Origin of the sequence: Streptomyces sp. 130, from assembly GCF_007096885.1 — a bacterium.
GTDB lineage: Bacteria > Actinomycetota > Actinomycetes > Streptomycetales > Streptomycetaceae > Streptomyces.
In genome coordinates this window covers 1-23,204 of the sequence record NZ_VJNO01000031.1, presented here as the reverse complement: position 1 = coordinate 23,204, position 23,204 = coordinate 1, and the positions used below count along the sequence as shown (strand labels likewise).

Annotated in this window: 20 protein-coding genes; 5 read left to right on the top strand and 15 right to left on the bottom strand. The window is 72.3% G+C overall.

Annotated elements, in window-relative coordinates:
- Positions 1–67: 67 nt before the first annotated feature.
- The 14 genes from hpnH to FKN01_RS23425 form a co-directional block, all read right to left on the bottom strand.
- Positions 68–1,087, bottom strand: coding sequence for an adenosyl-hopene transferase HpnH (gene hpnH / locus FKN01_RS23490; protein ID WP_143623777.1), 1,020 nt, complete (start codon positions 1,085–1,087; stop codon positions 68–70).
- Between the two features lie 5 nt (positions 1,088–1,092).
- Complete coding sequence (locus FKN01_RS23485) at positions 1,093–1,743, bottom strand: 1-hydroxy-2-methyl-2-butenyl 4-diphosphate reductase (RefSeq protein WP_143623775.1); 651 nt, start codon at positions 1,741–1,743, stop codon at positions 1,093–1,095.
- The gene (gene shc, locus FKN01_RS23480) at positions 1,743–3,746 is read right to left on the bottom strand and encodes a squalene--hopene cyclase (protein ID WP_143623773.1); all 2,004 of its coding nucleotides are present in this window, start codon (positions 3,744–3,746) and stop codon (positions 1,743–1,745) included. The genes FKN01_RS23485 and shc overlap by 1 nt, the downstream gene beginning before the upstream one ends.
- A 106-nt stretch (positions 3,747–3,852) precedes the next feature.
- Positions 3,853–4,956 carry a polyprenyl synthetase family protein gene (locus tag FKN01_RS23475; RefSeq protein WP_185992958.1) on the bottom strand — a complete coding sequence of 368 codons (1,104 nt, stop codon included), beginning with the start codon at positions 4,954–4,956 and terminating at the stop codon, positions 3,853–3,855.
- Entirely contained in the window at positions 4,953–6,341 is a 1,389-nt protein-coding gene (gene hpnE / locus FKN01_RS23470) for a hydroxysqualene dehydroxylase HpnE (protein ID WP_143623771.1), read from the bottom strand. The genes FKN01_RS23475 and hpnE overlap by 4 nt, the downstream gene beginning before the upstream one ends.
- Before the next feature lie 149 nt (positions 6,342–6,490).
- Positions 6,491–7,411, bottom strand: a complete 921-nt coding sequence (hpnD, locus tag FKN01_RS23465) for a presqualene diphosphate synthase HpnD (protein WP_185992957.1) — start codon at positions 7,409–7,411, stop codon at positions 6,491–6,493.
- Between the two features lie 29 nt (positions 7,412–7,440).
- Entirely contained in the window at positions 7,441–8,361 is a 921-nt protein-coding gene (hpnC, locus tag FKN01_RS23460; protein ID WP_143623767.1) for a squalene synthase HpnC, read from the bottom strand.
- Positions 8,362–8,799: 438 nt separating this feature from the next.
- The gene (locus tag FKN01_RS23455) at positions 8,800–9,585 is read right to left on the bottom strand and encodes an ABC transporter ATP-binding protein (RefSeq protein WP_143623765.1); all 786 of its coding nucleotides are present in this window, start codon (positions 9,583–9,585) and stop codon (positions 8,800–8,802) included.
- The gene (locus tag FKN01_RS23450; protein ID WP_143623763.1) at positions 9,578–10,507 is read right to left on the bottom strand and encodes an ABC transporter permease; all 930 of its coding nucleotides are present in this window, start codon (positions 10,505–10,507) and stop codon (positions 9,578–9,580) included. The genes FKN01_RS23455 and FKN01_RS23450 overlap by 8 nt, the downstream gene beginning before the upstream one ends.
- 107 nt (positions 10,508–10,614) lie before the next feature.
- Positions 10,615–11,487, bottom strand: coding sequence for a glycosyltransferase family 2 protein (locus FKN01_RS23445; protein ID WP_185992960.1), 873 nt, complete (start codon positions 11,485–11,487; stop codon positions 10,615–10,617).
- 8 nt (positions 11,488–11,495) lie between these two features.
- The gene (locus FKN01_RS23440) at positions 11,496–12,275 is read right to left on the bottom strand and encodes a CDP-alcohol phosphatidyltransferase family protein (RefSeq protein ID WP_143623759.1); all 780 of its coding nucleotides are present in this window, start codon (positions 12,273–12,275) and stop codon (positions 11,496–11,498) included.
- Positions 12,253–13,314 (bottom strand): iron-containing alcohol dehydrogenase family protein, encoded by a 1,062-nt coding sequence (locus FKN01_RS23435; RefSeq protein WP_143623757.1) that lies wholly within the window; start codon positions 13,312–13,314, stop codon positions 12,253–12,255. Before FKN01_RS23435 ends, FKN01_RS23440 begins: the two co-directional genes overlap by 23 nt.
- Complete coding sequence (locus FKN01_RS23430; RefSeq protein WP_143623755.1) at positions 13,302–14,039, bottom strand: sugar phosphate nucleotidyltransferase; 738 nt, start codon at positions 14,037–14,039, stop codon at positions 13,302–13,304. Before FKN01_RS23430 ends, FKN01_RS23435 begins: the two co-directional genes overlap by 13 nt.
- On the bottom strand, positions 14,036–15,859 hold the full coding sequence (locus tag FKN01_RS23425; RefSeq protein ID WP_143623753.1) for a DUF5941 domain-containing protein: 1,824 nt from the start codon (positions 15,857–15,859) through the stop codon (positions 14,036–14,038). The genes FKN01_RS23430 and FKN01_RS23425 overlap by 4 nt, the downstream gene beginning before the upstream one ends.
- Positions 15,860–16,223: 364 nt before the next feature.
- Between FKN01_RS23425 and FKN01_RS23420 the strand changes: the two genes are divergently transcribed.
- Positions 16,224–17,162 (top strand): cation diffusion facilitator family transporter, encoded by a 939-nt coding sequence (locus FKN01_RS23420; protein ID WP_143623751.1) that lies wholly within the window; start codon positions 16,224–16,226, stop codon positions 17,160–17,162.
- A gap of 159 nt (positions 17,163–17,321) precedes the next feature.
- Entirely contained in the window at positions 17,322–17,915 is a 594-nt protein-coding gene (gene idi / locus FKN01_RS23415; RefSeq protein WP_143623749.1) for an isopentenyl-diphosphate Delta-isomerase, read from the top strand.
- Positions 17,916–17,937: 22 nt separating this feature from the next.
- Here the strand turns inward: idi and FKN01_RS23410 are convergent, their stop codons facing one another.
- Positions 17,938–18,393 carry an ATP-binding protein gene (locus FKN01_RS23410; RefSeq protein WP_143623747.1) on the bottom strand — a complete coding sequence of 152 codons (456 nt, stop codon included), beginning with the start codon at positions 18,391–18,393 and terminating at the stop codon, positions 17,938–17,940.
- Between the two features lie 297 nt (positions 18,394–18,690).
- Here FKN01_RS23410 and FKN01_RS23405 point away from each other — a divergent pair, with 297 nt between their 5' ends.
- From FKN01_RS23405 to FKN01_RS23395, 3 genes are all read left to right on the top strand, one after another.
- Positions 18,691–19,458 (top strand): enoyl-CoA hydratase/isomerase family protein, encoded by a 768-nt coding sequence (locus tag FKN01_RS23405; RefSeq protein ID WP_143623745.1) that lies wholly within the window; start codon positions 18,691–18,693, stop codon positions 19,456–19,458.
- A gap of 181 nt (positions 19,459–19,639) precedes the next feature.
- Positions 19,640–20,497 carry an SCO6745 family protein gene (locus FKN01_RS23400; protein ID WP_143623744.1) on the top strand — a complete coding sequence of 286 codons (858 nt, stop codon included), beginning with the start codon at positions 19,640–19,642 and terminating at the stop codon, positions 20,495–20,497.
- A 150-nt stretch (positions 20,498–20,647) separates the two neighbouring features.
- Positions 20,648–23,020: a Tex family protein gene (locus tag FKN01_RS23395; protein ID WP_143623742.1), complete on the top strand. Its 2,373-nt coding sequence runs from the start codon at positions 20,648–20,650 to the stop codon at positions 23,018–23,020.
- Positions 23,021–23,204: the final 184 nt, after the last annotated feature.

Sequence of the window (23,204 nt, the reverse complement as noted above, 5' to 3'; positions counted from 1 at the left end):
CTGTGGTCCTGTTTCTGCTCAAGGTGACGGCCGGGCTCCGTGCGGGAGCCCGGCCGGGTGTCGCGGCTCAGCCGTTGCCGCTGACGGTCTCGCGCATGGCGCGCAGGGACTCCTTCAGGGAGCCCATGGTGGCGAGGACGGCGGTCGGTTCGTAGCCGCAGTGCGCCATGCAGTTGGCGCAGCGCGGGTCCTTGCCCCGGCCGTACTTGTCCCAGTCGGTCTCCTCGATGAGCTGCCGGTAGGTCGGCACGTAGCCGTCGCTCATCAGGTAGCAGGGCCGCTGCCAGCCGAACAGGGAGTAGTTGGGGATGGCCCAGGCGGTGCACGGGAAGTCGGCCTTGCCCTCCAGGAAGTCCAGGAAGAGCGGCGAGTGGTTCAGCCGCCACCGGCTGCGGTTGCCGCCGGCGAAGGACTTCTTGAACAGCTCGCGGGTCTGCTCGACGCCCAGGAAGTGCTCCTGGTCGGGCGCCTTCTCGTACGCGTAGGCGGGCGAGATCATCATCTCGTCCACCTTGAGGTCGTCGTTGAGGAAGTTGAGCACCTCGATGATGGTCTGCGGGGTGTCGGTGTTGAAGAAGGTGGAGTTGGTGGTGACCCGGAAGCCGCGCCGCTTGGCCTCCTTGATCGCCGCCACCGCCTCGTCGAACACCCCTTCCTTGGCGACCGATTCGTCGTGCCGCTCGCGCAGCCCGTCGATGTGCACGGCGAACGCGAAGTAGGGCGAGGGCGTGAACTTCTCGATCTTCTTGCGCAGCAGCATCGCGTTGGTGCAGAGGAAGACGTACTTCCTCCTGGCCACCAGCTGGCGCACGATCTCATCGATCTGAGGGTGCATCAGTGGTTCGCCGCCGGCGATGGAGACCATCGGGGCGCCCGATTCGAGCACGGCGCCGACGGCCTGGGCCACGGGCATGCGCTGCTTGAGTACTCCGGCCGGGTGCTGGATCTTCCCGCACCCCTCGCAGGCGAGGTTGCAGGCGTACAACGGCTCCAGCTCGACAATCAGTGGGAATTTGTCCCGCTTGCGGAGCTTCTGTTCAATGAGATACGTCGCAACCTTGATGGACTGACGAAGCGGCATGGCCATCTGGCTCACCTCCTGGGGAGCAGCAAAGATCGGTGCCATTCATAGAAAGCCGGCAGGACGGCACGGAGAACGCGGAAAGCCGATATTCCACCGCGGAACGTGCCGATGCGGACGAGCTCATGCTCCGGAGCGTCCACGACCACCCGTACGGCGGCAACCGGGCGTGGCCCGGACCGCAGGGCGGTGCGCAGGGTCGCGGCGGACTCCATGTCCACCGCGATCGCCCCGGTGGCCCGCAGTTCGGCCCGCTCATGCCCCCGGACGACATGGTCGGACCCGGTGAGCGGGCCGGTGTGTACGGTGCGCCCCGGTACGGTCCTGGCCAGCGCGTCGGCCAGCAGGTCCGCACCGGTGCACGGAACGGGGTCCCCGGCGGCCCGGGTCTCCTCGGCCACCACCAGGTCGCCCGGGTGCATCCCGGGCGCGAGGCCGGCGCAGAACCCCGCGGCGATGACCGCGGTGTCCGCCGCCCCGCCGTCCCGGCCGAGCACGCGCGCCACGGCGGCCTCGGCCGCCCTGGGGCCCATGCCGGTACGGAGCACGGTGACCCGCTCCGGGGCGCCCGCCGCCCTCCCCCTGCCGGTGCGCAGGGCGAGCTGTTCGATGCCGAGCGCGCAGGCGATCAGCAGCGGGGCGGCGGGCCCGGCCTCTCCCATCAGGCCCCCTCGCGCGTCGGCGTGCGGCCCGCGAACGGGTCGCCGTTGACGTACCGCCCGAGCGCGGTGAGCGGGAAGACCTGCCGGTACAGGTGGTAGTTGATGGAGAAGTCCCAGGGGAACCCGGTACCGGTGAAGTAGGGCTCGTCCCAGGAGCCGTCGGCCTGCTGGGTCTCGGTCAGCCAGGCGACGCCCCGGGTCACGGCGACGGTGTCCCGCCGCCCCGCGGCGAGCAGCGCGAGGAGTGCCCAGGCGGTCTGGGAGGCGGTGGAAGCCCCCTGGCCGATCCACTTCTCCTCGGTGTAGGAGCGCAGGTCCTCGCCCCAGCCGCCGTCGTCGTTCTGGACGGACTCCAGCCAGTCGACGGCGCGCCGGATCGCCGGGTGCGAGGGGGGCAGCCCGGCGGCGGTCAGGGCGGGGACCACCGACCCGGTTCCGTACACGTAGTTGACGCCCCAGCGCCCGAACCAGCCGCCGTTCGCGTCCTGTTCGGACAGCAGCCACTCGATGCCGCGCCGGGTGACGGGGTGGTCGGCGCGGCCCTCGACGGCCAGCATCTCCACCACGTGCCCGGTGACGTCGGCGGACGGCGGGTCGATGACCTCGCCGAAGTCGCAGAAGGGCAGCCGGTTGGGGAAGGGGCTGGTGTTGTCCGCGTCGAACGCGCCCCAGGCGCCGTTGCGGGACTGCATGCCGACGTTCCAGCGCACCCCGCGCTCGATCGCCGCGTTCACCCGGGCCTGGTCGGGGTGGCGGACCCGGCGCAGGGCGAGGACCACCTCCGCGGTGTCGTCGATGTCCGGATAGTTGTCGTTGTGGAACTCGAACGCCCATCCACCGGGCTCCAGTTGGGGCCTGCGTACCGCCCAGTCGCCCGGCCGGACGATCTCCTCGGCGAGCATCCAGTCCGCCGCCTTCACGAGTGCCGGGTGGTCGGGGGCGACCCCGGCGTCGGCGAGCGCGATGGTGGCCAGGCAGGTGTCCCAGACCGGGGACTGGCACGCCTCGATCATGCGGGTGCCGTCCTCGCGCCATACGGCGAAGCGGTCGAGCGATTCGAGGCCCGCCCGCATCACCGGATGTTCGAGGTCGTAGCCGAGCAGGTGCAGGGCGATGACCGAGTAGACGGCGGGCGGCTGGATTCCGCCCCAGCAGCCGTCGTTCTCCTGGCGTTCGATGATCCAGCGGGCGGCGGCGTTCATCGCGACCCGGCGCAGTCCGCGCGGGGCGAACCGGTGGTAGACGTGCAGCGCCTTGTCGATCCGCTGGAACAGCCCGTCCCAACTCCGGGCGGGGGCGGGGCGCTTGGGCGGGTTGGGGTTCCCGGGGTCGGTGTGCAGCTCGTCCAGGGCGAAGGGGGCGGGCCGCACCGGCCGCTTCGCCGACACGATGGTGAGCGGCACGATGGTCTGGCGGGCCCAGCATCCGAAGTCGTAGATGTTGAGCGGGACCCATTTCGGGAAGAACATCAGCTCCGGGGGGAGCTCCGGCAGATCGTCCCATTTCCACCAGCCGAACAGGGCCAGCCAGATCCGGGTGAAGACCCGGCTCGCGGCGATGCCGCCCTGCTCCCTGACCCAGCCCGCCGCCCGCGCCATGTGCGGGTCCTCGGGCCGGTCGCCCGCCAGCCGCAGCGCCACGTACGCCTCGATGGTGGTGGAGAGGTCCGGTGGGCCGCCGTGGAAGGTCGCCCACGTCCCGTCGCCGAGCTGTTCGCCGCGGATGAACCCCGCGGCCGCCCGGACCGTGGCGGGGTCCTGGATGCCGAGGAACTGACGGAGCAGAAGGTCCTCGGCGTCCATGGTGACGTTGGTGGCGAGGTCGCCCTTCCACCAGCCCTGCTCGTCCTGCCTGCCGAGGAGATGCTCCACCGAGCGTTCCGCGGCCCGCCGCGCGGCGGCCAGTACACCGTCCGCGGCGATCGTTGATTCGATTGTCTTCCTGCTGGCCGAGGCTGCGCGGGGGTCAACGGCCCCGGTGCTTCCGTCGGTCGTCGCTGTCATGGCTTCCCCTTCGTGCAGGTGGTCCTCTGCTGTGCTGGGGTCTCCGTCGGCCGGCGCCCGTGGAGGCACCGGCCGGCGACTGCGAGTCATATGGACCAGATGGTGATCATCTCTTTCGTACGACGACGAAGTCCGCGAGCGCCGTGAGCTGCGCCCGCACGGGTTCCGGCATGTCGACACCGTGCAGCACCTCTATGGCGACCGCATGCTGACGACGCGCCTCCTGGGCGGTCCACTCGCGACCGCCCGCCTCCTCGATGAGCGCCGCACGGGCGGCGAACTCCTCTTCGGAGAAGCTTTCGAAGTCGCTGCTCTTGGCGTCGGCGGCGAGCAGCTCACCGAGGCGCTCGGAGGCCGGTCCGCCCGCGGCGAGTGCGGCGACGACCGGCAGGGACTTCTTGCGCTGGCGCAGATCGCTCCACGTCTGCTTGCCGGTGGACTCGGGGTCGCCCCAGATGCCGAGGAGGTCGTCGACCGCCTGGAAGGCGAGCCCGAGGTGGTGGCCGTACGCCTCCAGGACGTCGGCCGTGCGGTCGTCGGCGCCGCCGAGCACCGCGCCGATGGAGCAGGCGCAGGCGAGGAGGGCGCCGGTCTTGTTGCCCTCCATCTCCAGGCACTCCTCGACGGAGACGCTCTCGCGGTGCTCGTAGGAGATGTCCTGGGCCTGCCCGTCGATGAGCTTGCGGGTCGCCGTGGTCAGCCGCCGGGCCGCGCGGCCCGCCTCGACCGTGCCGAGCTCCAGCAGTATGTCGTAGGCCAGCGCGAACAGCGCGTCGCCGACCAGGATGGCCTGGGCGGGACCGTGCACCTTCCATACGGTGTCGCGGTGGCGCCGCTGCTCGTCGCCGTCCATCAGGTCGTCGTGCAGCAGCGAGAAGTTGTGCACGAGCTCGACGGCGACGGCGCCGGGGATTCCGGCCTCGGCCGCGGCGCCGGCCGCCTCGGCGGACAGCAGGGCCAGCGCCGGGCGGACGGCCTTGCCGCCGTCACCGTCGGCGGGCCTGCCCTGGGCATCGATCCAGCCGAAGTGATAGGCGGCCACGGTGTCCATGGGCGGTGCGAGCCGGTCGACGGCGGCCCGGAGCACCGGCGTGGAAAGGGCCCGTCCGCGCTCCAGAAGCGCGGTGACGTCCGTGGTGTCCGCCACGGTGTCGGAAGCCGGATTCGCCGGGGTCACTGACTCTCCTCTTGTTCCGGTGGTACTGCTCATGCCGCCTCCTGCAGCGGATGTTCGTGGGGGCGGCCGAGCGCCAGGAGCGCGGCGTCCGCGGCACCCGCGCCACTGCGGACCGCGCCCTCCATCGTGGCGGGCCAGCCGGTGGCGGTCCAGGCGCCTGCCAGGAAGAGTCCGGGGGCGCGGGTGAGCGTCCCGGGGCGCAGCCGGCCGACGCCGGGCGCGGGCGCGAAGGTCGCGGTGCGCTCGCGGGTGACGAAGAAGTCCCGGATGCCGGCGCCCCGGGCGGCGGGCAGCAGCCGTTCCAGTTCGGGCAGGTAGCGGGCGCGCAGTTCGGCGACGGGCAGGTCGATCTCGTCGCCGGCCGCGGACTGGGAGACCGCGAGGTACTGCCCGGGGCCGGTGAGGCCGGATGCCCCGGTGCGGTCGAAGACCCACTGGACCGGGGAGCCGAGCGCGGCGAAGAAGGGCCGCTTCAGCACCTTGCGGTCGTAGACGACGTGCACGTTGAGGATCGGGGACGTACCGATCTCCAGCAGCTCGTCCGGGGCGTCGAGCGCGCCCTCGGGCAGCAGGGCGTGGGTCTCGCGCTGCGGTACGGCCAGGACGACGGTCTCCGCCTCGATCCGTTCGGCGCCGGTGTCGACCACCCAGTGCCCGTCCTCGGCGCGTGCGAGGCCGTGGGCCTTGGTGCGCAGTTCGGTGCGGACACCGGCGGAGTCCAGGGCCTTGCGGCTCATCGTGTCGTGGATGTCCCCGAGCGGTACGGCGGCCCAGCCGATGTCGGCGGCGCCCGGTTCGGAGAGCAGCCCGGTCTTGAAGACCTTCGCGGCGAGCCCGAGCGAGGCGTTGGGAGCGGTGGCGTTGAGGGTGGCGACGCCGACGAGGTCCCACAGCGCCTCGACGGTCCGCGGCGACTGGCCGTGACGGGCGAGCCAGCTGCCGAAGTCCTCGGCGTCGAGGGCGGGGTCGTCCGGGTCGAGCCGGCCGAGCGCGAGCGCGGCGCGGGCGACCGAGGCGCGTTCGGCGAGCGACAGGTGGGGGTAGCCGGCGAGGCCGGCGGCGAGGTGCAGCGGGACCGGCAGGGCGTTGCGGCGCAGCCGTCCGAGCCGGGGGCCCGCGGGTCGTCCGACGTCCAGAACGGGTACGTCCAAACGGTTTTGCAGCGGGGCCAGGCGGGCGCCGTCGACCCGGTCGAGGAACCAGCGGTAGGCGGTGCAGCAGCGCAGGTAGACGTGCTGGCCGTTGTCGACGGTCAGCTCGCCGCGGCGGAAGGAGAAGGCCAGCCCGCCGAGCCGGGGCCGCCCTTCGAGCAGGGTCACGTCAAGCCCGGCGTCGGCCAGCCGCAGCGCCGCCGTGACACCGGCGATTCCACCGCCGACCACGACCGCGCGGGACGAGCGCGGGGTGTCGTCCTTCATGCGTTCCCCTCTCGCCGGCTGCTCGCCCATCGGGCCTGTTCGGATCGGTCCTGCCCAGACAGGGACGCGGCGGCCCGGCCGGGGGTTGCCCACCGTCCGCCGCGTTCGTTCACGATGCACATGGTGCGCGCGATGTACCTGAGGCGCATTCAGACACGCCCTCGGGCGGTGCGTCGCGAGATGTGCCGGGCGTCGAGACCGGACAGGCCGCGCACCGCGACGTACGCCTTCTCGTGGCCGGGGAGCGAGACCCGGCCGCGCAGCACCGCCTCGGGGTCGCGTTCGATGCGATCGAGGAGCCTGCGGTAGATGCCGGCCATGGCCGCCACGCAGGCGCCGCTGCGCCGGTCGAGCATCGGCAGCAGCCGGTAGCCCTCGGCGAACAGGGCGCGGGCGCGCCGGACCTCGAAGTGGACGAGGCCGGCGAAGTCGGAGCCGGGCGGCGGGGTGGCCCGCTGGAAGCCCGCGGAGCAGCCGAACTTGGCGAGGTCGTCGGCGGGCAGGTAGGTGCGTCCGTTGCCCGCGTCCTCGCGGACGTCGCGCAGGATGTTCGTCAGCTGGAGGGCGAGGCCGAGCGTGTCGGCGTACTCCGGGGCGCGCTCGGCGCCGGGGGCGCCCGGCTCCGTACCGAAGACCCCGAGGCTCAGGCGCCCGATGGCGCCCGCGACGCACCGGCAGTAGGCCTTGAGGTCGTCCCAGGTCTCGTAGACGGCGCCGTCCACGTCCATCAGGACGCCGTCGATGAGCTCGTCGAGCCCTTCGAGCGGCAGCGGGAACCTGCGGGCGGCGTCGGCGAGCGCGACGGCGACCGGGTCGGTGTCGTCCTCCTCGACCTTGCCGGACCGGACGCGGTCGAGCAGGGTGCGGGTGCTCTCCAGGCGGACGCGCTTGGTCTCCGGCTCCAGTTCGCCGTCACCGATGTCGTCCACACGACGGGAGAAGGCGTACAGGGCGGACATGGCCTGCCGCTTCTCCGCCGGCAGCAGCCTGATGCCGTACGCGAAGTTGCGCGCCTGCTGTCCGGTGACCGCCTCGCAGTAACTGTAAGCGGCCTGCACCGGTGCCGACATGTATGCCGTCTGTCCCTCCACGGTCCGGCTCACCCCTCTCTACGCGCTTCTCGCAAGACAACTCCCACTTCGCGCAGCAGGCTGGGCTTGGTGGGTCCGGGCGGTCCGGGCAGTACGTCGAATCCGGCGGCCGCGATCGCGGTGAGGGCGGCGCGTCCTCCTCCCACGAATCCGGCGAGAAGCAGCCTGAGCCTGCCGTGGACGCTACCCACCAGGGGGGTGCCTTCATTCAGCAGCTCCCGGGCGCGTTCCGCTTCGTACGCGATCAGGGAGCGGACCGACGCGTTCGCGGTGGGCGCCGCGAGGTCGGCCTCGCCGACGTGGAACCGGGCCATGTCCTCGGCCGGAAGGTAGACGCGGTCGCGGCCGAGGTCCTCGGCGACGTCCTGGAGGTGCTCCACGATCTGCAGGGCGGTGCAGACGGCGTCGGAGCGGCGCAGCCGTTCGGGGCTCGCGGTGCCGGTGAGCTGGAGGACGAGGCGGCCGACGGGGTTGGCGGAGAGCTCGCAGTAGGCGAGCAGTTCCTCGTACGTGCCGTAGCGGCGGACCTTCTGGTCCTGCCGGTTGGCCTCGATGAGACCGATGAACGGCTCGGGGGTGAGCGCGCGGCGCCGGGCGGTCGGGCGCAGCGCCCGCATCAACGGGTGGTGCGGGGTCTCGCCGGTGGTCGCGAAGACGCGGTGCAGATCGCTCTCGAGCGCGTCGAGCATCGCGAGCCGGTCGTCGCCGCCGGCCGGGTCGAGTCCGAGGTACGCCGCGTCGGCGCCGCCGGGGGCGAGGTCGCCGTCGCCGATGTCGTCCACGAGCCGGGCGAAGCCGTAGACGGCCATCAGGTCGTCGCGCCAGGCGCGCGGCAGGAAGAAGGGAGCGACCGGGAAGTTCTCGTGGGCTGCCTTGTCCAGGGTTCCGGATGCGGCGGTAGCGGGCCGCGTCTGCCGGGTTGGGGTCACTGCGGACCGCCCTGCGCGGGGACGGCGTGAGCACCTCGGAGCGGGAGATCTTCCGTCATAGCCGTCACAACTCCCGTTCTACACTGCTGACCCAAAATACCCCATTCCGGACACGCCGCCCGCCCTGCCGAGTGCCGAGGACGGCTCCCGGCCGTCCCCCAGGCGGTATCGCCCCACTTGCGGCGAATCAGCACCGGTACAGCTTACGTTGTACAACGCTCATCCAAACGCCGGGGTACGGGCCGCGTGGCCCGGGCCCCGGGGCCCGCGTCAACTTTCCACCCGGCGGAGCGCGTTCACGTCATCCGGCGGTAGGAGATCGCGACGGCCGCCGTACGACGAGGCGCGGATGTCCGGACTCCGGTCCACGGTCCGGACATGGCGCGGCCCCCGCCGGAGGGGTCCGGCGGGGGCCGTGTGCCGTGCGACGCGGGCGTCCTACTTGCCGGTCTCCCGTTCGTAGGCCCGCAGGACCTCCTCGGTCGGGCCGTCCATCAGGAGCTCGCCCTTCTCCAGCCACAGCACCCGGTTGCAGGTGTCCCGGATCGACTTGTTGCTGTGGCTGACCAGGAAGACCGTCCCGGCCTCCTTGCGCAGCTCCCGGATGCGCGCCTCGGAGCGGATCTGGAACTTGCGGTCACCGGTCGCCAGCGCCTCGTCGATCATGAGGACGTCGTGGTTCTTGGCCGCCGCGATGGAGAAGCGGAGGCGGGCGGCCATGCCGGAGGAGTAGGTGCGCATCGGCAGGGTGATGAAGTCGCCCTTGTCGTTGATGCCGGAGAACTCCACGATGTCGTCGTAGCGCTCGCGGATCTCCTCGCGGCTCATGCCCATCGCCAGACCGCCGAGCACCACGTTGCGCTCGCCGGTCAGGTCGCTCATCAGCGCCGCGTTGACGCCCAGCAGCGACGGCTGGCCGTCCGTGTAGACGCTGCCGCTCTCCGTCGGCAGGAGCCCCGCGATGGCGCGGAGCAGCGTGGACTTGCCGGAGCCGTTCGTCCCGATGAGGCCGATCGCCTCGCCCCGGTAGGCGGTGAAGGTGACTCCGCGCACGGCGTGCACCTTGCGCACCCCGCGTGCCTCGCCCTTCTCGCGGCGCATGATCCGGCTCAGGGCGGCGGTGGCGCTGCCCTTGCCTCCGCCGCCGCCGTTGACCCGGTACACGATGTGCACGTCGTCGGCGATCACGGTGGGGACGCGCCCTGCGGTGTTGTCGTCAGCCACGGCCGTACCGTTCCTCTGCCTTCCAGAAGTACACGAAGCCCACGATGCCCACCACGATCGACCAGGCGAGGGCGACCGCCCAGACGTGGTCCGGCAGGTTCTCGGAGCCGTATCCGTCGATCAGGGCGAACCTGACCAGGTCCATGTAGATGGCCGCCGGGTTGTACTGGAGCACGTCGGTGATCCAGGCCGGCTTGTCCGCGAGCATCACCGGGATGGAGAACATGACCCCGGACGCGTACATCCAGGTGCGCATGACGAACGGCATGAGCTGCGCCAGGTCCGGGGTCTTGGCGCCCATCCTGGCCATGGCGAGCGCCAGTCCGGTGTTGAAGAAGAACTGCATCGCCAGGGCGGGGATCACCAGCAGCCAGGAGAGCCGCGGGTAGCTGCCGAATCCGACGGTGACCGCGATCAGCACGACCATCGAGTACAGCAGCTGCTGGAGCTGCTGGAGCGAGAAGGAGATCGGCAGCGAGGCGCGCGGGAAGTGCAGGGCCCTGACCAGGCCGAGGTTCCCGGAGATCGCGCGGACGCCGGCCATCACGGAGCTCTGCGTGAAGGTGAAGACGAAGACCCCCGTCACCAGGAACGGGATGAAGACCTCCTGCGGTATCCCCTTCTTCGTGCCGAGGATCAGCCCGAAGATGAGGAAGTAGACCGCCGCGTTCAGGAGCGGGGTCGCCACCTGCCACAGCTGGCCCAGCTTCGCCTGGCTGTACTGGGCGGTCAGCTTCGCCCGGGAGAACGCCAGGATGAAATGGCGCCGCCCCTGGAGCTGGCGCACGTACTCGAGGAGTCCGGGCCGGGCACCGCTGACCGCAAGGCCGTACTTGGCGGCCAGCTCGGCCGCGCTCAGGCCGTCGTCGGCTGATGGCGGGCTGCTCACCGCAACCGCGCCACCATGGGTTGTGTCACTCACCAGAAGAAACTCTCGTATTCGAAATGCGCAGCCAGTCGCGGGCGCGGCTCAGGGCGGACAGGTCCCGACAAGAAAAATACGGCCTCATGCTCCCAGAGGGGAGCCTCTCAGATGACCGGGGGGCGGCCCAGCCTGGTCAGTCGCCACACCGTACGCCACTTCATCGGGCGGCGCGGCCCGCAGGGCGTACGCCAGCCCTCCCTGAAGCCGCCGAACCACGCCTTCAGCGCCTCGCCGGACGGCCTGCGCAGCAGGGTCAGCAGCATCCACACCCCGAGGTACACCGGGACGAGGGGCGCGGGGAGGTTGCGCCGGGCCAGCCAGACCCGGTTGCGGGCCACCATGCGGTGGTAGACGGCATGGCGGGACGGGGCCGTGGTGGGGTGGTGCAGCACCATGTCCGCGCGGTAGTCGATCAGCCACCCGGCGTCCAGCGCCCGCCAGGCCAGATCCGTCTCCTCGTGCGCGTAGAAGAAGTCGCCCGGCAGCGGGCCGACCTCGGCCAGCACCCGGGTACGCACCGCGTTGGCGCCGCCCAGGAACGTCGTCACGCGGGACGAGCGCATCGGGTCGGCGGCGCGCAGCCTCGGCACGTGCCGGCGCTGGGTGACCCCGGTCTCCGGGTCCGCGATGCGGAAGCTGATGATGCCGAGGCGGGGGTCCTCGGCGAACGCCTTCCGGCACAGCTCCGCGGTGTCGGTGAGGGGCAGCAGCCCGTCGTCGTCGAGGAAGAGCAGGGCGTCCACGTCGGCGCCGGAGGGCCCGAACGCCTCGATGCCGACGTTCCGGCCGCCGGGGATGCCGAGGTTCTCGGGCAGTTCGACGGTGCGGACGCCCGGGGGGACGTCGGGGACGGGCGAGCCGTTGCCGACCACGACCACCTCGATCCGGTCGCCCTCCTGGGCGGCGACCGAGTCGAGCAGGGCGCGCAGCTCGGCCGGGCGGTTGCCCATGGTGATGATGACCGCGCCGAGTTTCATGGGTGTGCTCACTTCAGCCTGCTCGATGCCAGGACCGACACGAGGTGCAGCAGGGTCTGGAGCAGGGCGATGCCCGCCAGGACCGCGACCGCGAGACGGCTGAAGAAGAAGTCGTCCCGCACCTCGTCCAGGACCGCGGCGACCAGGATGACCAGGGACGCCTCGACGCACAGGATGAGCCGGTGGAACTTGAGCGCACCGGCGGCCCGGCGGGCGAACGCCATGCCGGAGGAGCGAGGCTCGGACGCGGACTCCTTGACCGGCGGCAGCCCGCCCTGGTGCCGGGCGACGCCGACCAGGTCCGTCTCGGCCTTGATCAGGATCGCCCCGAGCCCGGCGAGCGTGCCGAGGAAGGCCCACAGCCAGTCGATGCGGCCGGTGCCCCACAGGTCGGCGGCGCGCAGGCCGAAGCCGACGAGCACGGCCGCGTCGCACAGGTAGGCGCCGACCCGGTCCAGGTAGACGCCGCCGAGCGAGAACTGCTTCTTCCAGCGCGCGATCTCGCCGTCCACGCAGTCGAGCAGCAGGTACAGCTGGACCATGACGACGCCGAGCACCGCGCCCCAGATGCCCGGGACGAGCAGCGCGGGGGCGGCCAGCACACCGGCCAGCGTCATCAGGTAGGTCAGCTGGTTGGGCGTGACCCTGGTGTTCACCAGGTACCGGTCGATGCGCAGGGAGACCTCGCGCATGTATATCCGGCCCGCCCAGTGTTCACCGCTGCGCCGGTCCTTGACCCCCGGCGGGTGAACGACCGGGCGGAGTTCAGCTACTGATGGTCTTGGCATAGTCGGCGTACGCGTCCCTGATCTGGTCGGTGGAGAGGCTGAGGTGTTCCAGGACCGTGAAGCGTCCCGGGCGGGTCTGGGGGGCGTACTCGACGGCCTGGACGAATTCGTCGGCGGTGAAGCCGATCTCCTCGGGCGTGACCGGCAGGCCGTGCCTGCGCAGTACCTCGGCGAAGAGGCCCGACTCGTCCACGGCGCCCCGCAGGTGCATGGCGAAGGCGGCGCCGAGACCGACCTGCTCGCCGTGGCTGGCGGCCCGCTTCGGGAAGAGCAGGTCGAAGGCGTGGCTGATCTCGTGGCAGGCGCCGGACGAGGGCCGGGTGTCGCCGCTGATCGAGATGGCGATGCCGGAGAGCACCAGCGACTCGGCGAGGACGGTGAGGAACTCGTCGTCGGCGACGGTGCCGGGGTGGCGCAGGACGGCTTCGCCGGCGGTACGGGCCATGGCGGCGGCGAGTCCGTCGATCTGTTCGCCGTTGACCTGGTGCGAGAGCTCCCAGTCGGCGATGGCGGAGATGTTGGAGATCGCGTCGCCGATGCCGGACCGTACGAAGCGGTCGGGGGCGCTGCGGATCACCGACAGGTCGATCACCATGGCGATGGGCATCGGGACGCCGTAGGAGCCCCGGCCGTTGTCGTTGTCCAGGGTGGCGACGGGCGAGCAGAGGCCGTCGTGGGCGAGGTTCGTGGCGACCGAGACCAGCGGCAGGCCGACCCGGGCCGCGGCGTACTTCGCCACGTCGATGATCTTGCCGCCGCCGAGGCCGACCACGGCGTCGTAGCGCTTGCCCTTGATGTCGTCGGCCAGTTGCACCGCCGCATCGATGTTGCCGCCGGCGACGCGGTACCAGTCGGCGCCCGGCAGGGCCGGGGCCAGCTTCTCGCGCAGGGCGAGCCCGGAGCCGCCGCTGATCGCGATGGCGAGCTTGCCGGAGGCGGAGATCCGCTGGTCGGCGAGGAGGCCGGCCAGATCGTGCATGGCGCCCCGGCTGATGTCGACGAAGACCGGGGACGGGATGAGTCGGGTCAGTACCGGCACGCGATCTCCCGGCCCTTCGCGAGGTCGTCGTGGTTGTCGATCTCGACCCAGCTCACGTCACCGATGGGGGCGACGTCCACCGTGAAGCCGCGGTTGACGAGCTCCTGGTAGCCGTCCTCGTAGTAGAGGTCCGGGTCGCGCTCGAAGGTGGCCTTCAGCGCGTCGGCCAGCTCCTCGGCCGCCTCGGCCTCGATGAGCGTGACGCCGATGTACTCGCCGGTGGCCTCGGCCGGGTCCATCAGCTTGGTGATCCTGCGCACGCCCGCGCCGTCCTCGGCGACGACCTTCATCTCCTCGTCGGCGAGGTTCTTCACCGTGTCGAGGGCCAGGACGATCTTCTTGCCGTCACCACGCGCCGCGAGCAGGGTCTTCTCGACGGAGACCGGGTGCACGGTGTCGCCGTTGGCGAGGAGCACGCCGCGCTTCAGCACGTCGCGGGCGCACCACAGGGAGTAGGCGTTGTTCCACTCCTCGGCCTTGTCGTTGTCCACGAGGGTCAGCTTCAGGCCGTAGGCGGCCTCCAGCTCCTCCTTGCGGGCGTAGACGGCCTCCTTGCGGTAGCCGACGACGATCGCGACCTCGGTGAGCCCGATCTCGGCGAAGTTGGCCAGCGTGAGGTCGAGGATCGTCCTGTCGCCGTCCACCGGCACGAGCGCCTTGGGCAGCGTGTCGGTGTAGGGGCGCAGGCGCCGTCCTGCGCCGGCTGCCAGTACGAGGCCGATCATGCGGGTTCTCCTTCGTCGTGAACGGCGGGCGCCCCGGAGGACACCCAGAAGCGGATGGACTCCACCAGCACGATCACTGCCACGGCCACGGCGAGCACGGTGAGCGCCGTGGTGAAGCCGGAGGCTCCGGTGAGTGCGGCGGCGAGCACGGCCACGACCAGGGTCCGGCCCTCGTGTCCGCCGATCGTGCGCACCAGCCACTGGGGCGGGGCGCCGGTGCCGCCGCGGATGCGGTACACCGTGTCGTAGTGATGGTAGGCGACGGCCGAGACCAGTCCGAAGGCCGCGGGGAGCGCCCCGTCGATGTCGCTGCGGGCGGCCAGGATCAGGACCGTGCAGTATTCGGCGGCCCGGAAGACCGGGGGCACGAGCCAGTCGAGGGCGCCCTTGAGGGGGCGGGCCACGGCGATGCCGGAGCAGATGGCGTAGAAGGCGGCGGCGATGATCGTCTGCCGGCTGCCGAAGGGCTGCTGGAGCGCGGCGGCGATCAGCGCGCCGGTGCCGACCAGCGCGACCGCGGGGGCGGTCCAGGCGCCGCCGATCCTCGGCCCGCGGGCGGCGATCAGCTGGGCGAGCGGGCCGGAGTCCGCGAGGTCGGCGAGGGCCTGGGCGGCGCGGTCGGTGCGCCGGGCCTTGCGGGTCAGGGAGCGCAGGAGGCGGCCGGCCGTGGTGTAGCAGGCGGCGAAGGCGCAGCCGATGAGCAGGGCGTAGAAGACGACGCGCGGGGTGGTGACCGCGGTGAGGACGGCGATCATCGCCCAGCGCTCGCCGATCGGGAGCACGATCATGCGGCGGAGCCAGACCGTCCAGCCGACGCTGTCGAGCTTGTCGGAGAGGGCGGCCGTGGGGCTGCTGTTCGCCACCGCGTCGTGGTTGGCCTCGTTGAACGAGAAGTCGATGATGTGGCGGCAGGACTGGAGGACCATCGCGCCGAGGGCCAGCGCCCAGACGTCGTCGCCGTTGCGGGCCGCGCCGAGGGCGAGCCCCGCGTAGTAGGCGTACTCCTTGGCGCGGTCGAAGGTGGCGTCCAGCCAGGCGCCCATCGTGGAGTACTGCAGCGAGTAGCGGGCGAGCTGCCCGTCGGTGCAGTCCAGGACGAAGGAGAGCAGCAGCAGGATGCCCGCGGCCACGTAGCCGCCGCGGGTGCCGGTGGCCGCGCAGCCGGCCGCTATGAGCGCGGTGAGCAGGGACGCGGTGGTGACCTGGTTCGGGGTGAGCCCCCGGCGCGCGCACCAGCGGGCGATGTAGCGCGAGTACGGGCTGACGAAGTGGGTGGTGACGAAGCCGTCGCGGGCCTTCACCGCGCTGCGCAGCCGGACCGCCTCGTCGTCCACGGCCTCGACGTCCGAGCGGGCGGCGGCGCGGGCCGTCTCGTCGGTGGGCACGGTGGCGACGAGCGAGCCCAGCTCGGGGCGCTGCACCCCGGTGCCCCCGGCTTCCATGGCCGCGGCGAGCCTGCCGGGCACCGTGCGGTCGGTGACGGTGGCGCTACCGCCCGCGGGCACTCCGGCGCCGACCGCGTCGGTGGTGGCGCGCAGGGCGTCGACCAGGGCGGGGCGCGCCTCGGCCTGTGCGGTGAGGGCGCCGGGCACGGCCGCCGCGGGGAAGCGGGGGTCGGTCAGGGCGAGCCGCAGGGCGTGGCGGTGGCCGACGAAGCGGGGGTCGACCAGGGCGACGCGGTGGGCCGCCGGGACGGCGGCCAGCAGGGTGGCCGCTTCGGTGACGTCGGCGGCTGCCCGGACGTCGAAGCCCAGCGACCGCAGATCGTCCTCCAGCGACGATCCGGGCAGCGGAGCACCTGTGAGAATGGCGGTCGACAGACGAACTCACTCCTTGGGTGCTGACACGGATCGGCGCGCGACAGTGCGGCCAGAAGCGGCCGGCGGCATGTCGGCAGAGGCTATCGGATGAACGGAAGCGCGAGTTCACTGCCCGTTCGCGCTCCGTTCCGGGCGGAGCCGGACCACGCGCTCCGTCCGCGATCATCATTGTCGATGGCCGCCCCGCCTGACAAAGGCGGGTGGCTCCTCGCCGCGCCAAGGCCCTGACCTGCGTACGTTTTTGCAGGTCAGGGCCAATGACAACGGTGTTCAGTGCCGTGTTGCCCGATACCCCCCACCCGTAGTTGACTGGCAGGGCCCGGGCCGGAAGCCCGGGTCCGCGAGACGACCGGGAGGCGTCCCCATGGGGGCTGGGCACGACCACGGACACGCGCACGGGCCGGCGCTGACCGGCACGGCGGCCGCCGCGCACAAGGGGCGGCTGCGCATCGCGCTCTGCATCACCCTGGCCGTGACGGTCATGGAGATCGTCGGCGGTGTGCTGTCGGGCTCCCTGGCGCTGATCGCCGACGCGGCCCATATGGCGACCGACTCCCTGGGGCTGGGGCTCGCGCTGCTGGCGATCCATTTCGCCAACCGGCCGGCCGGCCCGAACCGCACCTTCGGCTACGCCCGGGCGGAGATCCTGGCCGCCCTGGCCAACTGCTGCCTGCTGCTCGGGGTGGGCGGCTATCTGCTCTTCGAGGCCGTGGAGCGCTTCATCGACCCGGCGGAGACCCGGGGCGGGCTCACGATCGCCTTCGCCCTGGTGGGCCTCGTCGCGAACGCGGTGTCGCTGTCGCTGCTGACCCGCGGGCAGCGAGACAGCCTCAATGTGCGCGGCGCCTATCTGGAGGTGCTGGCGGACACCCTGGGCTCGGTGACCGTGCTGGTCTCGGCGGGCATCGTCATGGCGACCGGCTGGCAGGCCGCTGACCCCATCGCCTCGCTGGTCATCGGGCTCATGATCGTGCCGCGCACGGTGCGGCTGCTGCGCGAGACGCTGAACGTGCTCCTGGAGGCGGCGCCCCCGGGCGTCGACATGGGGGAGGTACGCGACCACATCACGGCGCTGCCCGGGGTGCTCGACGTCCACGATCTGCACGCCTGGACGATCACCTCGGGGATGCCGGTCCTCTCCGCCCATGTGGTGGTGCAGCAGGACCTGCTCGACTCGATCGGCCACGAGAAGCTGCTGCACGAGCTCCAGGGCTGCCTCGGCGACCACTTCGACGTGGAGCACTGCACCTTCCAGCTGGAGCCCAGCGGGCACGCGGAGCACGAGGCGAGGCTCTGCCACTGAGCCCCGGGACGGCCGCGGTCCGAGGTGTAGGGTTTTGCGGACGTGTGCGGGCGGACATGCCAGAGCCCTCGAGTACGGACAAGCCGCTTTTGTACGGCAGACTTGAGCAGACTCGACGGGACCGGCTGCACGGGGCCGGGACCACAGCGAAGGATGGGTATGCCGACCACACCAGTCACCGCGGCGAACACCTCGTCGAACGGCACAGCGGAAGCGATCATGCTCGAACTGGTCGATGAGAACGGCATCACCATCGGCACGGCGGAGAAGCTCGCCGCCCACCGGGCACCGGGCCAGTTGCACCGCGCGTTCTCCGTGTTCCTCTTCGACGAGCAGGGCCGGCTGCTGCTCCAGCAGCGCGCCCTGGGCAAGTACCACTCCCCCGGTGTCTGGTCCAACACGTGCTGCGGCCACCCCTACCCCGGTGAGGCGCCTTTCGCCGCCGCCGCCCGGCGTACGTACGAGGAGCTGGGGATCTCGCCCTCGCTGCTGGCCGCGGCGGGCACCGTCCGCTACAACCACCCGGACCCGGCGTCGGGTCTGGTGGAGCAGGAGTTCAACCACCTCTTCGTGGGCCTCGCGCAGGAGCGGCTGCGGCCCGATCCGGAGGAGGTCGGCCGGACGGCCTTCGTCACGGCGGCGGAGCTGGCCGAGCGGCATGCCCGCGAGCCGTTCTCCGCGTGGTTCATGACCGTGCTGGACGCCGCGCGTCCGGCGATCCGCGAGCTGACCGGGGACGGCGCCGGCTGGTAGGTCCGGTGCGGCGGCGGAGGGGTCAGAGGGCGGTGCGCAGCGGCAGGGCCGCCCAGATGACCTTGCCGCCGCCCGCGGTGTGCTCGACGTCGCAGGTGCCGCCCGCTTCCCGGGTGATCTCGCGGACCAGCAGCAGGCCCCGGCCGCCGGTCTGGGCGTAGTCGGTCTCCAGGGCGGTCGGGCGGTACGGGTGGTTGTCCTCGACGGACACCCTGACCCAGTCCTCGCCCACGGCCACCTCCACGGCGAGCTCGGGCGAGAGCAGCGCCGCGTGCTTGACGGCGTTGGTGACCAGCTCGGAGACGATGAGCAGCAGGCCCTGGGTGATGTCGTCCTCGATCGGCACGTTCTGGCGCTTGAGCAGATCGCGCACGGCGTGCCGGGCCCGGGGTACGGAGACGTCCGAGGCCGGAGCGGTGAACCGCCAGACCCCTTCGTACGGCACGGGCCGGGCGGGGGTGCTCCCGCGGCTCTCCATAGTCCGGTACCCGCTCTCCACTCGAAGTGACTTCACGTCGATTACAGGGTGGCGGGCGAGGTTGCTCCGGTCTGTGCTACTGAACACAAGACGATCCCTATTGACCGGACTCGGCTTCATTTCGCGCGAGAGCGCCAACTTTCGGACCGCTTCCGACTGTCCTGGGTAAGCGGGTCCGTTCCTTGCCCCCTGTTCCTTCTCTCCTGTTCCTTCTCCCCCGTCCGTTCCCGGCGTCGTCCGCCCGGGGTCCGAGCGGCCCGAAGACGGCCCGGAGCGGCGTGCGGATAGCATCCGGCCATGGACCGTACGGAACCCCGGCTGGAGCACACCGTCGCGGACGGCTTCGCCACCGTCGTCATCAGCAACCCCGCCAAGCGCAACGCGATGACGGCCGCCATGTGGGAGGCGCTCCCGGTCGTGCTCGACAAGCTGGCCGCCGATCCTTCCGTGGGCGCCCTGGTCCTGACGGGGGCGGGCGACACCTTCTGCGCGGGCGCCGACATCTCCTCGCTCCGCGCCCCCGGGAGCGATCCGCAGAGCCTGGCCGTGGCGGCCGAGGAGGCGCTGGCCGCGTTCCCGCTGCCGACGCTCGCGGCGGTCCGCGGCTACTGCGTGGGCGGCGGGAGCCAGCTCGCCGCCGCCTGCGATCTGCGCTTCGCGGCCGAGGGCGCCCTCTTCGGAGTCACCCCGGCCAAGCTGGGCGTCGTCTACCCGGCGTCGTCGACCCGCCGTCTCGTCGCCCTCACGGGCCCGGCGACGGCCAAGCACCTGCTGTTCTCCGGGGAGCTGATCGGCACGGAGCGGGCCCTGCGGACGGGCCTGGTGGACGAGGTGCTGCCGGCCGACGGGCTGGACGAGCGGGTCGCCGCCTACGTACGCACCCTGCTGTCCCGGGCCCGGCTGACTCCGGCCGCCGCCACGGAGTGCGCGGCCGGCCGCGAGGACCGGGACGAGCACTGGGCCGGGCAGGCGAGGAGCGGCGGCGACACCGCTGAGGGGGTCGCCGCCTTCCTGGAACGCCGCGCGCCCCGGTTCACCTGGCGGGCCGCGCCCACTGAGGGATGAAGCGGCTCCGGCCCCGCCGGCCCGTGCGGGGTGGCGCCGCGCCGGAAGACCTCCGCCGGGCCGGTGCCGTCGAGGCGCCGGGTGCCGTTCGCAGAGGGCGGCGAGAACGGATCGGCGCTCGGCACAGCTCATGTGCGCCAGGGGGTTCCGGCCCGTACCAACCAGTCGGTAACGTGCGGGTATGAGTACTCTCCCGCCCCGTGCCGGGCGGCGTTGCCACAACGCCCTGAACCCGTTGCACTCCTCGCTCTACTTCTCCCCCGACCTCGGCAAGGAGCTCGGCGGGATCGGGATCGACGACCCGTCCGCCGCCTACTTCGCCACCCGTGCCGCCGCGATGGGCGCGGTCGGGGCGGACACGGTGACCGCGGCCTTCTACAACTTCAACCACGCGCTCGTGGCGCGGCACGTGCCCGCGGTCTGGGACACCGCTTCGCCCGCGAAGGTCCTGGACGCGCGGCTGCGCGCCGCCGACGCGACGCTGCGCCGGCTGCTCGGCGAGGAGATCATCGCCTCCCCCGAGATGGCCGAGGCCGCGCGGCTCGCCCTGCGCGCCGCGGAGGGCTGCACCCGGCACGCCCGGCCGCTGTACGCGGCGCACGCCGGTCTGCCGGTGCCCGAGGAACCGCACCTGGCGTACTGGCACGCGGCGGGACTGCTCCGCGAGCACCGGGGCGACGCCCATCTCGCCGCGCTCCTCACCGCGGAGCTCGACCCGCTCGAAGCGCTGGTCAGCCACACCGCGACCGGCAAGGGCATGGCCATCCGCTGGATTCTGGCCAGCCGGGGCTGGCGGCGCTCCGACTGGGAGGACGCGTCGGAGCGGCTGCGCGGGCGCGGGCTGCTCACGGCGGAGGGCGAGCTGACCGAGGAGGGTGCCGCGCTGCGCAAGGAGCTGGAGGAGACCACGGACCGGATGGACCTCGGCCCGTACGAACACCTGGGCGGCCCGGGTGTGGCCCGGCTGACCGAGCTGGGGCGCGGCTTCCTCGCCACGGCCGCGGCGGCGGGCGCCTTCCCGGCGAGCGCGACGGGCTGACCGGGAAAACCGCGGCCGCTTCCTGGGGTGGCCGGGCGACACGGCGCCCGGCCACCCGGCACAATGCAGGGCGTGTGGCTCCGGGACCGTCCGATGGGCGGCCAGGGCCCGACCAGCACAGCCAGCAGGAGAAGGCGAGTCGGTAGAACCGTGACGACGTCCATCGAAGGCAGGATCGCCGAGGAGCTCGGCGTACGCGAGCGGCAGGTGAAGGCGGCCGTCGAGCTGCTCGACGGCGGGTCCACCGTGCCGTTCATCGCGCGCTACCGCAAGGAAGCGACCGAGATGCTCGACGACGCGCAGCTGCGCACGCTCGAGGAACGGCTGCGGTATCTGAGGGAGCTGGAGGAGCGCCGGACGGCGGTCCTCGAATCCGTACGGGAGCAGGGCAAGCTGGACGAGGCGCTGGAGGCGCGCATCCGGACCGCCGACACGAAGGCGCGTCTGGAGGACATCTACCTCCCGTTCAAGCCGAAGCGGCGGACGAAGGCGCAGATCGCCCGGGAGGCCGGCCTCGAACCCCTCGCCTCCGGACTGCTCGCCGACCCCTCGGTCGAACCGCTCGCCGCGGCGGCGGCCTTCGTGGACGCGGACAAGGGCGTCGCGGACCCGGCGGCGGCCCTGGAGGGCGCCCGCGCCATCCTCACCGAGCGCTTCTCGGAGGACGCCGACCTGATCGGCGAGCTGCGCGAGCGCATGTGGACGCGCGGGCGGCTGGTGGCCCGGGTGCGGGAGGGCAAGGAGGAGGCGGGCGCCAAGTTCGCGGACTACTTCGACTTCGCGGAGCCGTTCACCGCGCTGCCCTCGCACCGGGTCCTGGCGATGCTGCGGGGCGAGAAGGAGGACGTGCTCGACCTGGTCCTGGAGCCGGAGGAGCCGTCCGAGGCGCCCGGCCCGTCCAGTTACGAGAACATGGTCGCCCGGCGCTTCGGCGTGGCCGACCGGGGGCGCCCCGGCGACAAGTGGCTGGCCGACACCGTGCGGTGGGCCTGGCGGACCCGCATCCTGGTGCACCTCGGCATCGACCTGCGGCTGCGGCTGCGCACGGCGGCGGAGGACGAGGCGGTACGCGTCTTCGCGTCGAACCTGCGCGATCTGCTGCTCGCCGCGCCGGCCGGGACCCGGGCGACGCTGGGGCTCGACCCCGGTTTCCGTACCGGGGTGAAGGTCGCCGTCGTGGACGCGACCGGCAAGGTCGTCGCGACCGACGTCATCCACCCGCACGTCCCGGCCAACAAGTGGGACCAGTCGCTCGCCACGCTGGAACGGCTGGCCCGGGAGCACCGGGTCGAGCTGATCGCCATCGGCAACGGCACGGCGTCCCGGGAGACGGACAAGCTGGCCGGTGAGCTGTGCGCGAAGCATCCTGAGCTGAAGCTGACCAAGGTGATGGTCTCGGAGGCGGGCGCCTCGGTGTACTCGGCCTCGGCGTTCGCCTCGCAGGAACTCCCCGGCATGGACGTCTCGTTGCGCGGTGCCGTCTCGATCGCGCGCCGGCTCCAGGACCCGCTGGCCGAGCTGGTGAAGATCGACCCGAAGTCGATCGGGGTCGGGCAGTACCAGCACGACCTGTCCGAGGTGAAGCTCTCGCGGTCGCTGGACGCGGTCGTGGAGGACTGCGTGAACGGTGTGGGCGTCGACGTCAACACCGCGTCCGCGCCGCTGCTCTCCCGGGTCTCCGGCATCGGTTCGGGACTCGCCGAGAACATCGTGGCGCACCGCGACGCGAACGGGCCGTTCCGGACCCGTCGGAGCCTGAAGGATGTCCCCCGGCTGGGTCCGAAGGCGTACGAGCAGTGCGCGGGCTTCCTCCGCATTCGCGGCGACGACCCGCTCGACGCGTCGAGCGTGCACCCGGAGGCGTATCCGGTGGTGCGGGCGATGGTGAAGAAGACCGGTGGGGACGTGGCCGCGCTGATCGGCAACACCGGTCTCCTGCGGTCGCTTCGGGCCGATGACTTCGTGTCCGAGAAGTTCGGGCTGCCGACGGTGAGCGACATCCTGAAGGAGCTGGAGAAGCCGGGGCGCGACCCGCGCCCCGCCTTCAAGACGGCCACCTTCAAGGAGGGCGTCGAGAAGATCGGCGCCCTGGAGCCCGGCATGGTGCTGGAGGGCGTCGTGACGAACGTCGCCGCGTTCGGGGCGTTCGTGGACGTGGGGGTGCACCAGGACGGACTGGTGCACGTGTCGGCGATGTCGCGGTCGTTCGTGAAGGACCCCCGGGATGTGGTGAAGCCGGGGGATGTGGTGCGGGTGAAGGTGATGGAGGGCGACATCCCGCGGAAGCGGATCTCGTTGACGCTGCGCGTGGACGACGAGGCGGGGGCCGGGGCGGGGGCGGCCGGGGGCCGCGGGGGTTCGGCCGGGGGTGCGCGGGGCGGGCGGCCGCCCCGGCCCCGGCAGGGGGGGGGGACGGGCGGCCGGCAGTCCCGTGGCGGCGGCCGGTCCGCGCCTGCGGCGGCTCCGGCCAGTGGGGCGATGGCCGACGCGTTGCGGCGGGCGGGGCTGTTGAAGGGCGAGTAGGGAGCGGGGGCGGGTGGGGGCGCGCCCACGGCGGGCCTGGTCCCCCCCCCCCCCCGCCCCCAACCCGGGCCCCCCCCCGGCCCCCCGGGGCCCCCCCCCCCCCCCCGGGGGGGAGCACGCCCCGCCCCCCCCCCCCCCCCCCCCCCCCCCCCCCCCCCCCGCCCGGGGCCGCGCCCCCCCCCCC

Excerpts from the sequence above, each read along its gene's own strand:
- hpnH (WP_143623777.1), bottom strand. The coding sequence starts at position 1,087 with ATGGCCATGCCGCTTCGTCAGTCCATCAAGGTTGCGACGTATCTCATT.
- FKN01_RS23485 (WP_143623775.1), bottom strand. The coding sequence starts at position 1,743 with ATGGGAGAGGCCGGGCCCGCCGCCCCGCTGCTGATCGCCTGCGCGCTC.
- shc (WP_143623773.1), bottom strand. The coding sequence starts at position 3,746 with ATGACAGCGACGACCGACGGAAGCACCGGGGCCGTTGACCCCCGCGCA.
- FKN01_RS23475 (WP_185992958.1), bottom strand. The coding sequence starts at position 4,956 with ATGAGCAGTACCACCGGAACAAGAGGAGAGTCAGTGACCCCGGCGAAT.
- hpnE (WP_143623771.1), bottom strand. The coding sequence starts at position 6,341 with ATGAAGGACGACACCCCGCGCTCGTCCCGCGCGGTCGTGGTCGGCGGT.
- hpnD (WP_185992957.1), bottom strand. The coding sequence starts at position 7,411 with ATGTCGGCACCGGTGCAGGCCGCTTACAGTTACTGCGAGGCGGTCACC.
- FKN01_RS23445 (WP_185992960.1), bottom strand. The coding sequence starts at position 11,487 with ATGAAACTCGGCGCGGTCATCATCACCATGGGCAACCGCCCGGCCGAG.
- FKN01_RS23440 (WP_143623759.1), bottom strand. The coding sequence starts at position 12,275 with ATGCCAAGACCATCAGTAGCTGAACTCCGCCCGGTCGTTCACCCGCCG.
- FKN01_RS23430 (WP_143623755.1), bottom strand. The coding sequence starts at position 14,039 with ATGATCGGCCTCGTACTGGCAGCCGGCGCAGGACGGCGCCTGCGCCCC.
- FKN01_RS23420 (WP_143623751.1), top strand. The coding sequence starts at position 16,224 with ATGGGGGCTGGGCACGACCACGGACACGCGCACGGGCCGGCGCTGACC.
- idi (WP_143623749.1), top strand. The coding sequence starts at position 17,322 with ATGCCGACCACACCAGTCACCGCGGCGAACACCTCGTCGAACGGCACA.
- FKN01_RS23410 (WP_143623747.1), bottom strand. The coding sequence starts at position 18,393 with ATGGAGAGCCGCGGGAGCACCCCCGCCCGGCCCGTGCCGTACGAAGGG.
- FKN01_RS23405 (WP_143623745.1), top strand. The coding sequence starts at position 18,691 with ATGGACCGTACGGAACCCCGGCTGGAGCACACCGTCGCGGACGGCTTC.
- FKN01_RS23400 (WP_143623744.1), top strand. The coding sequence starts at position 19,640 with ATGAGTACTCTCCCGCCCCGTGCCGGGCGGCGTTGCCACAACGCCCTG.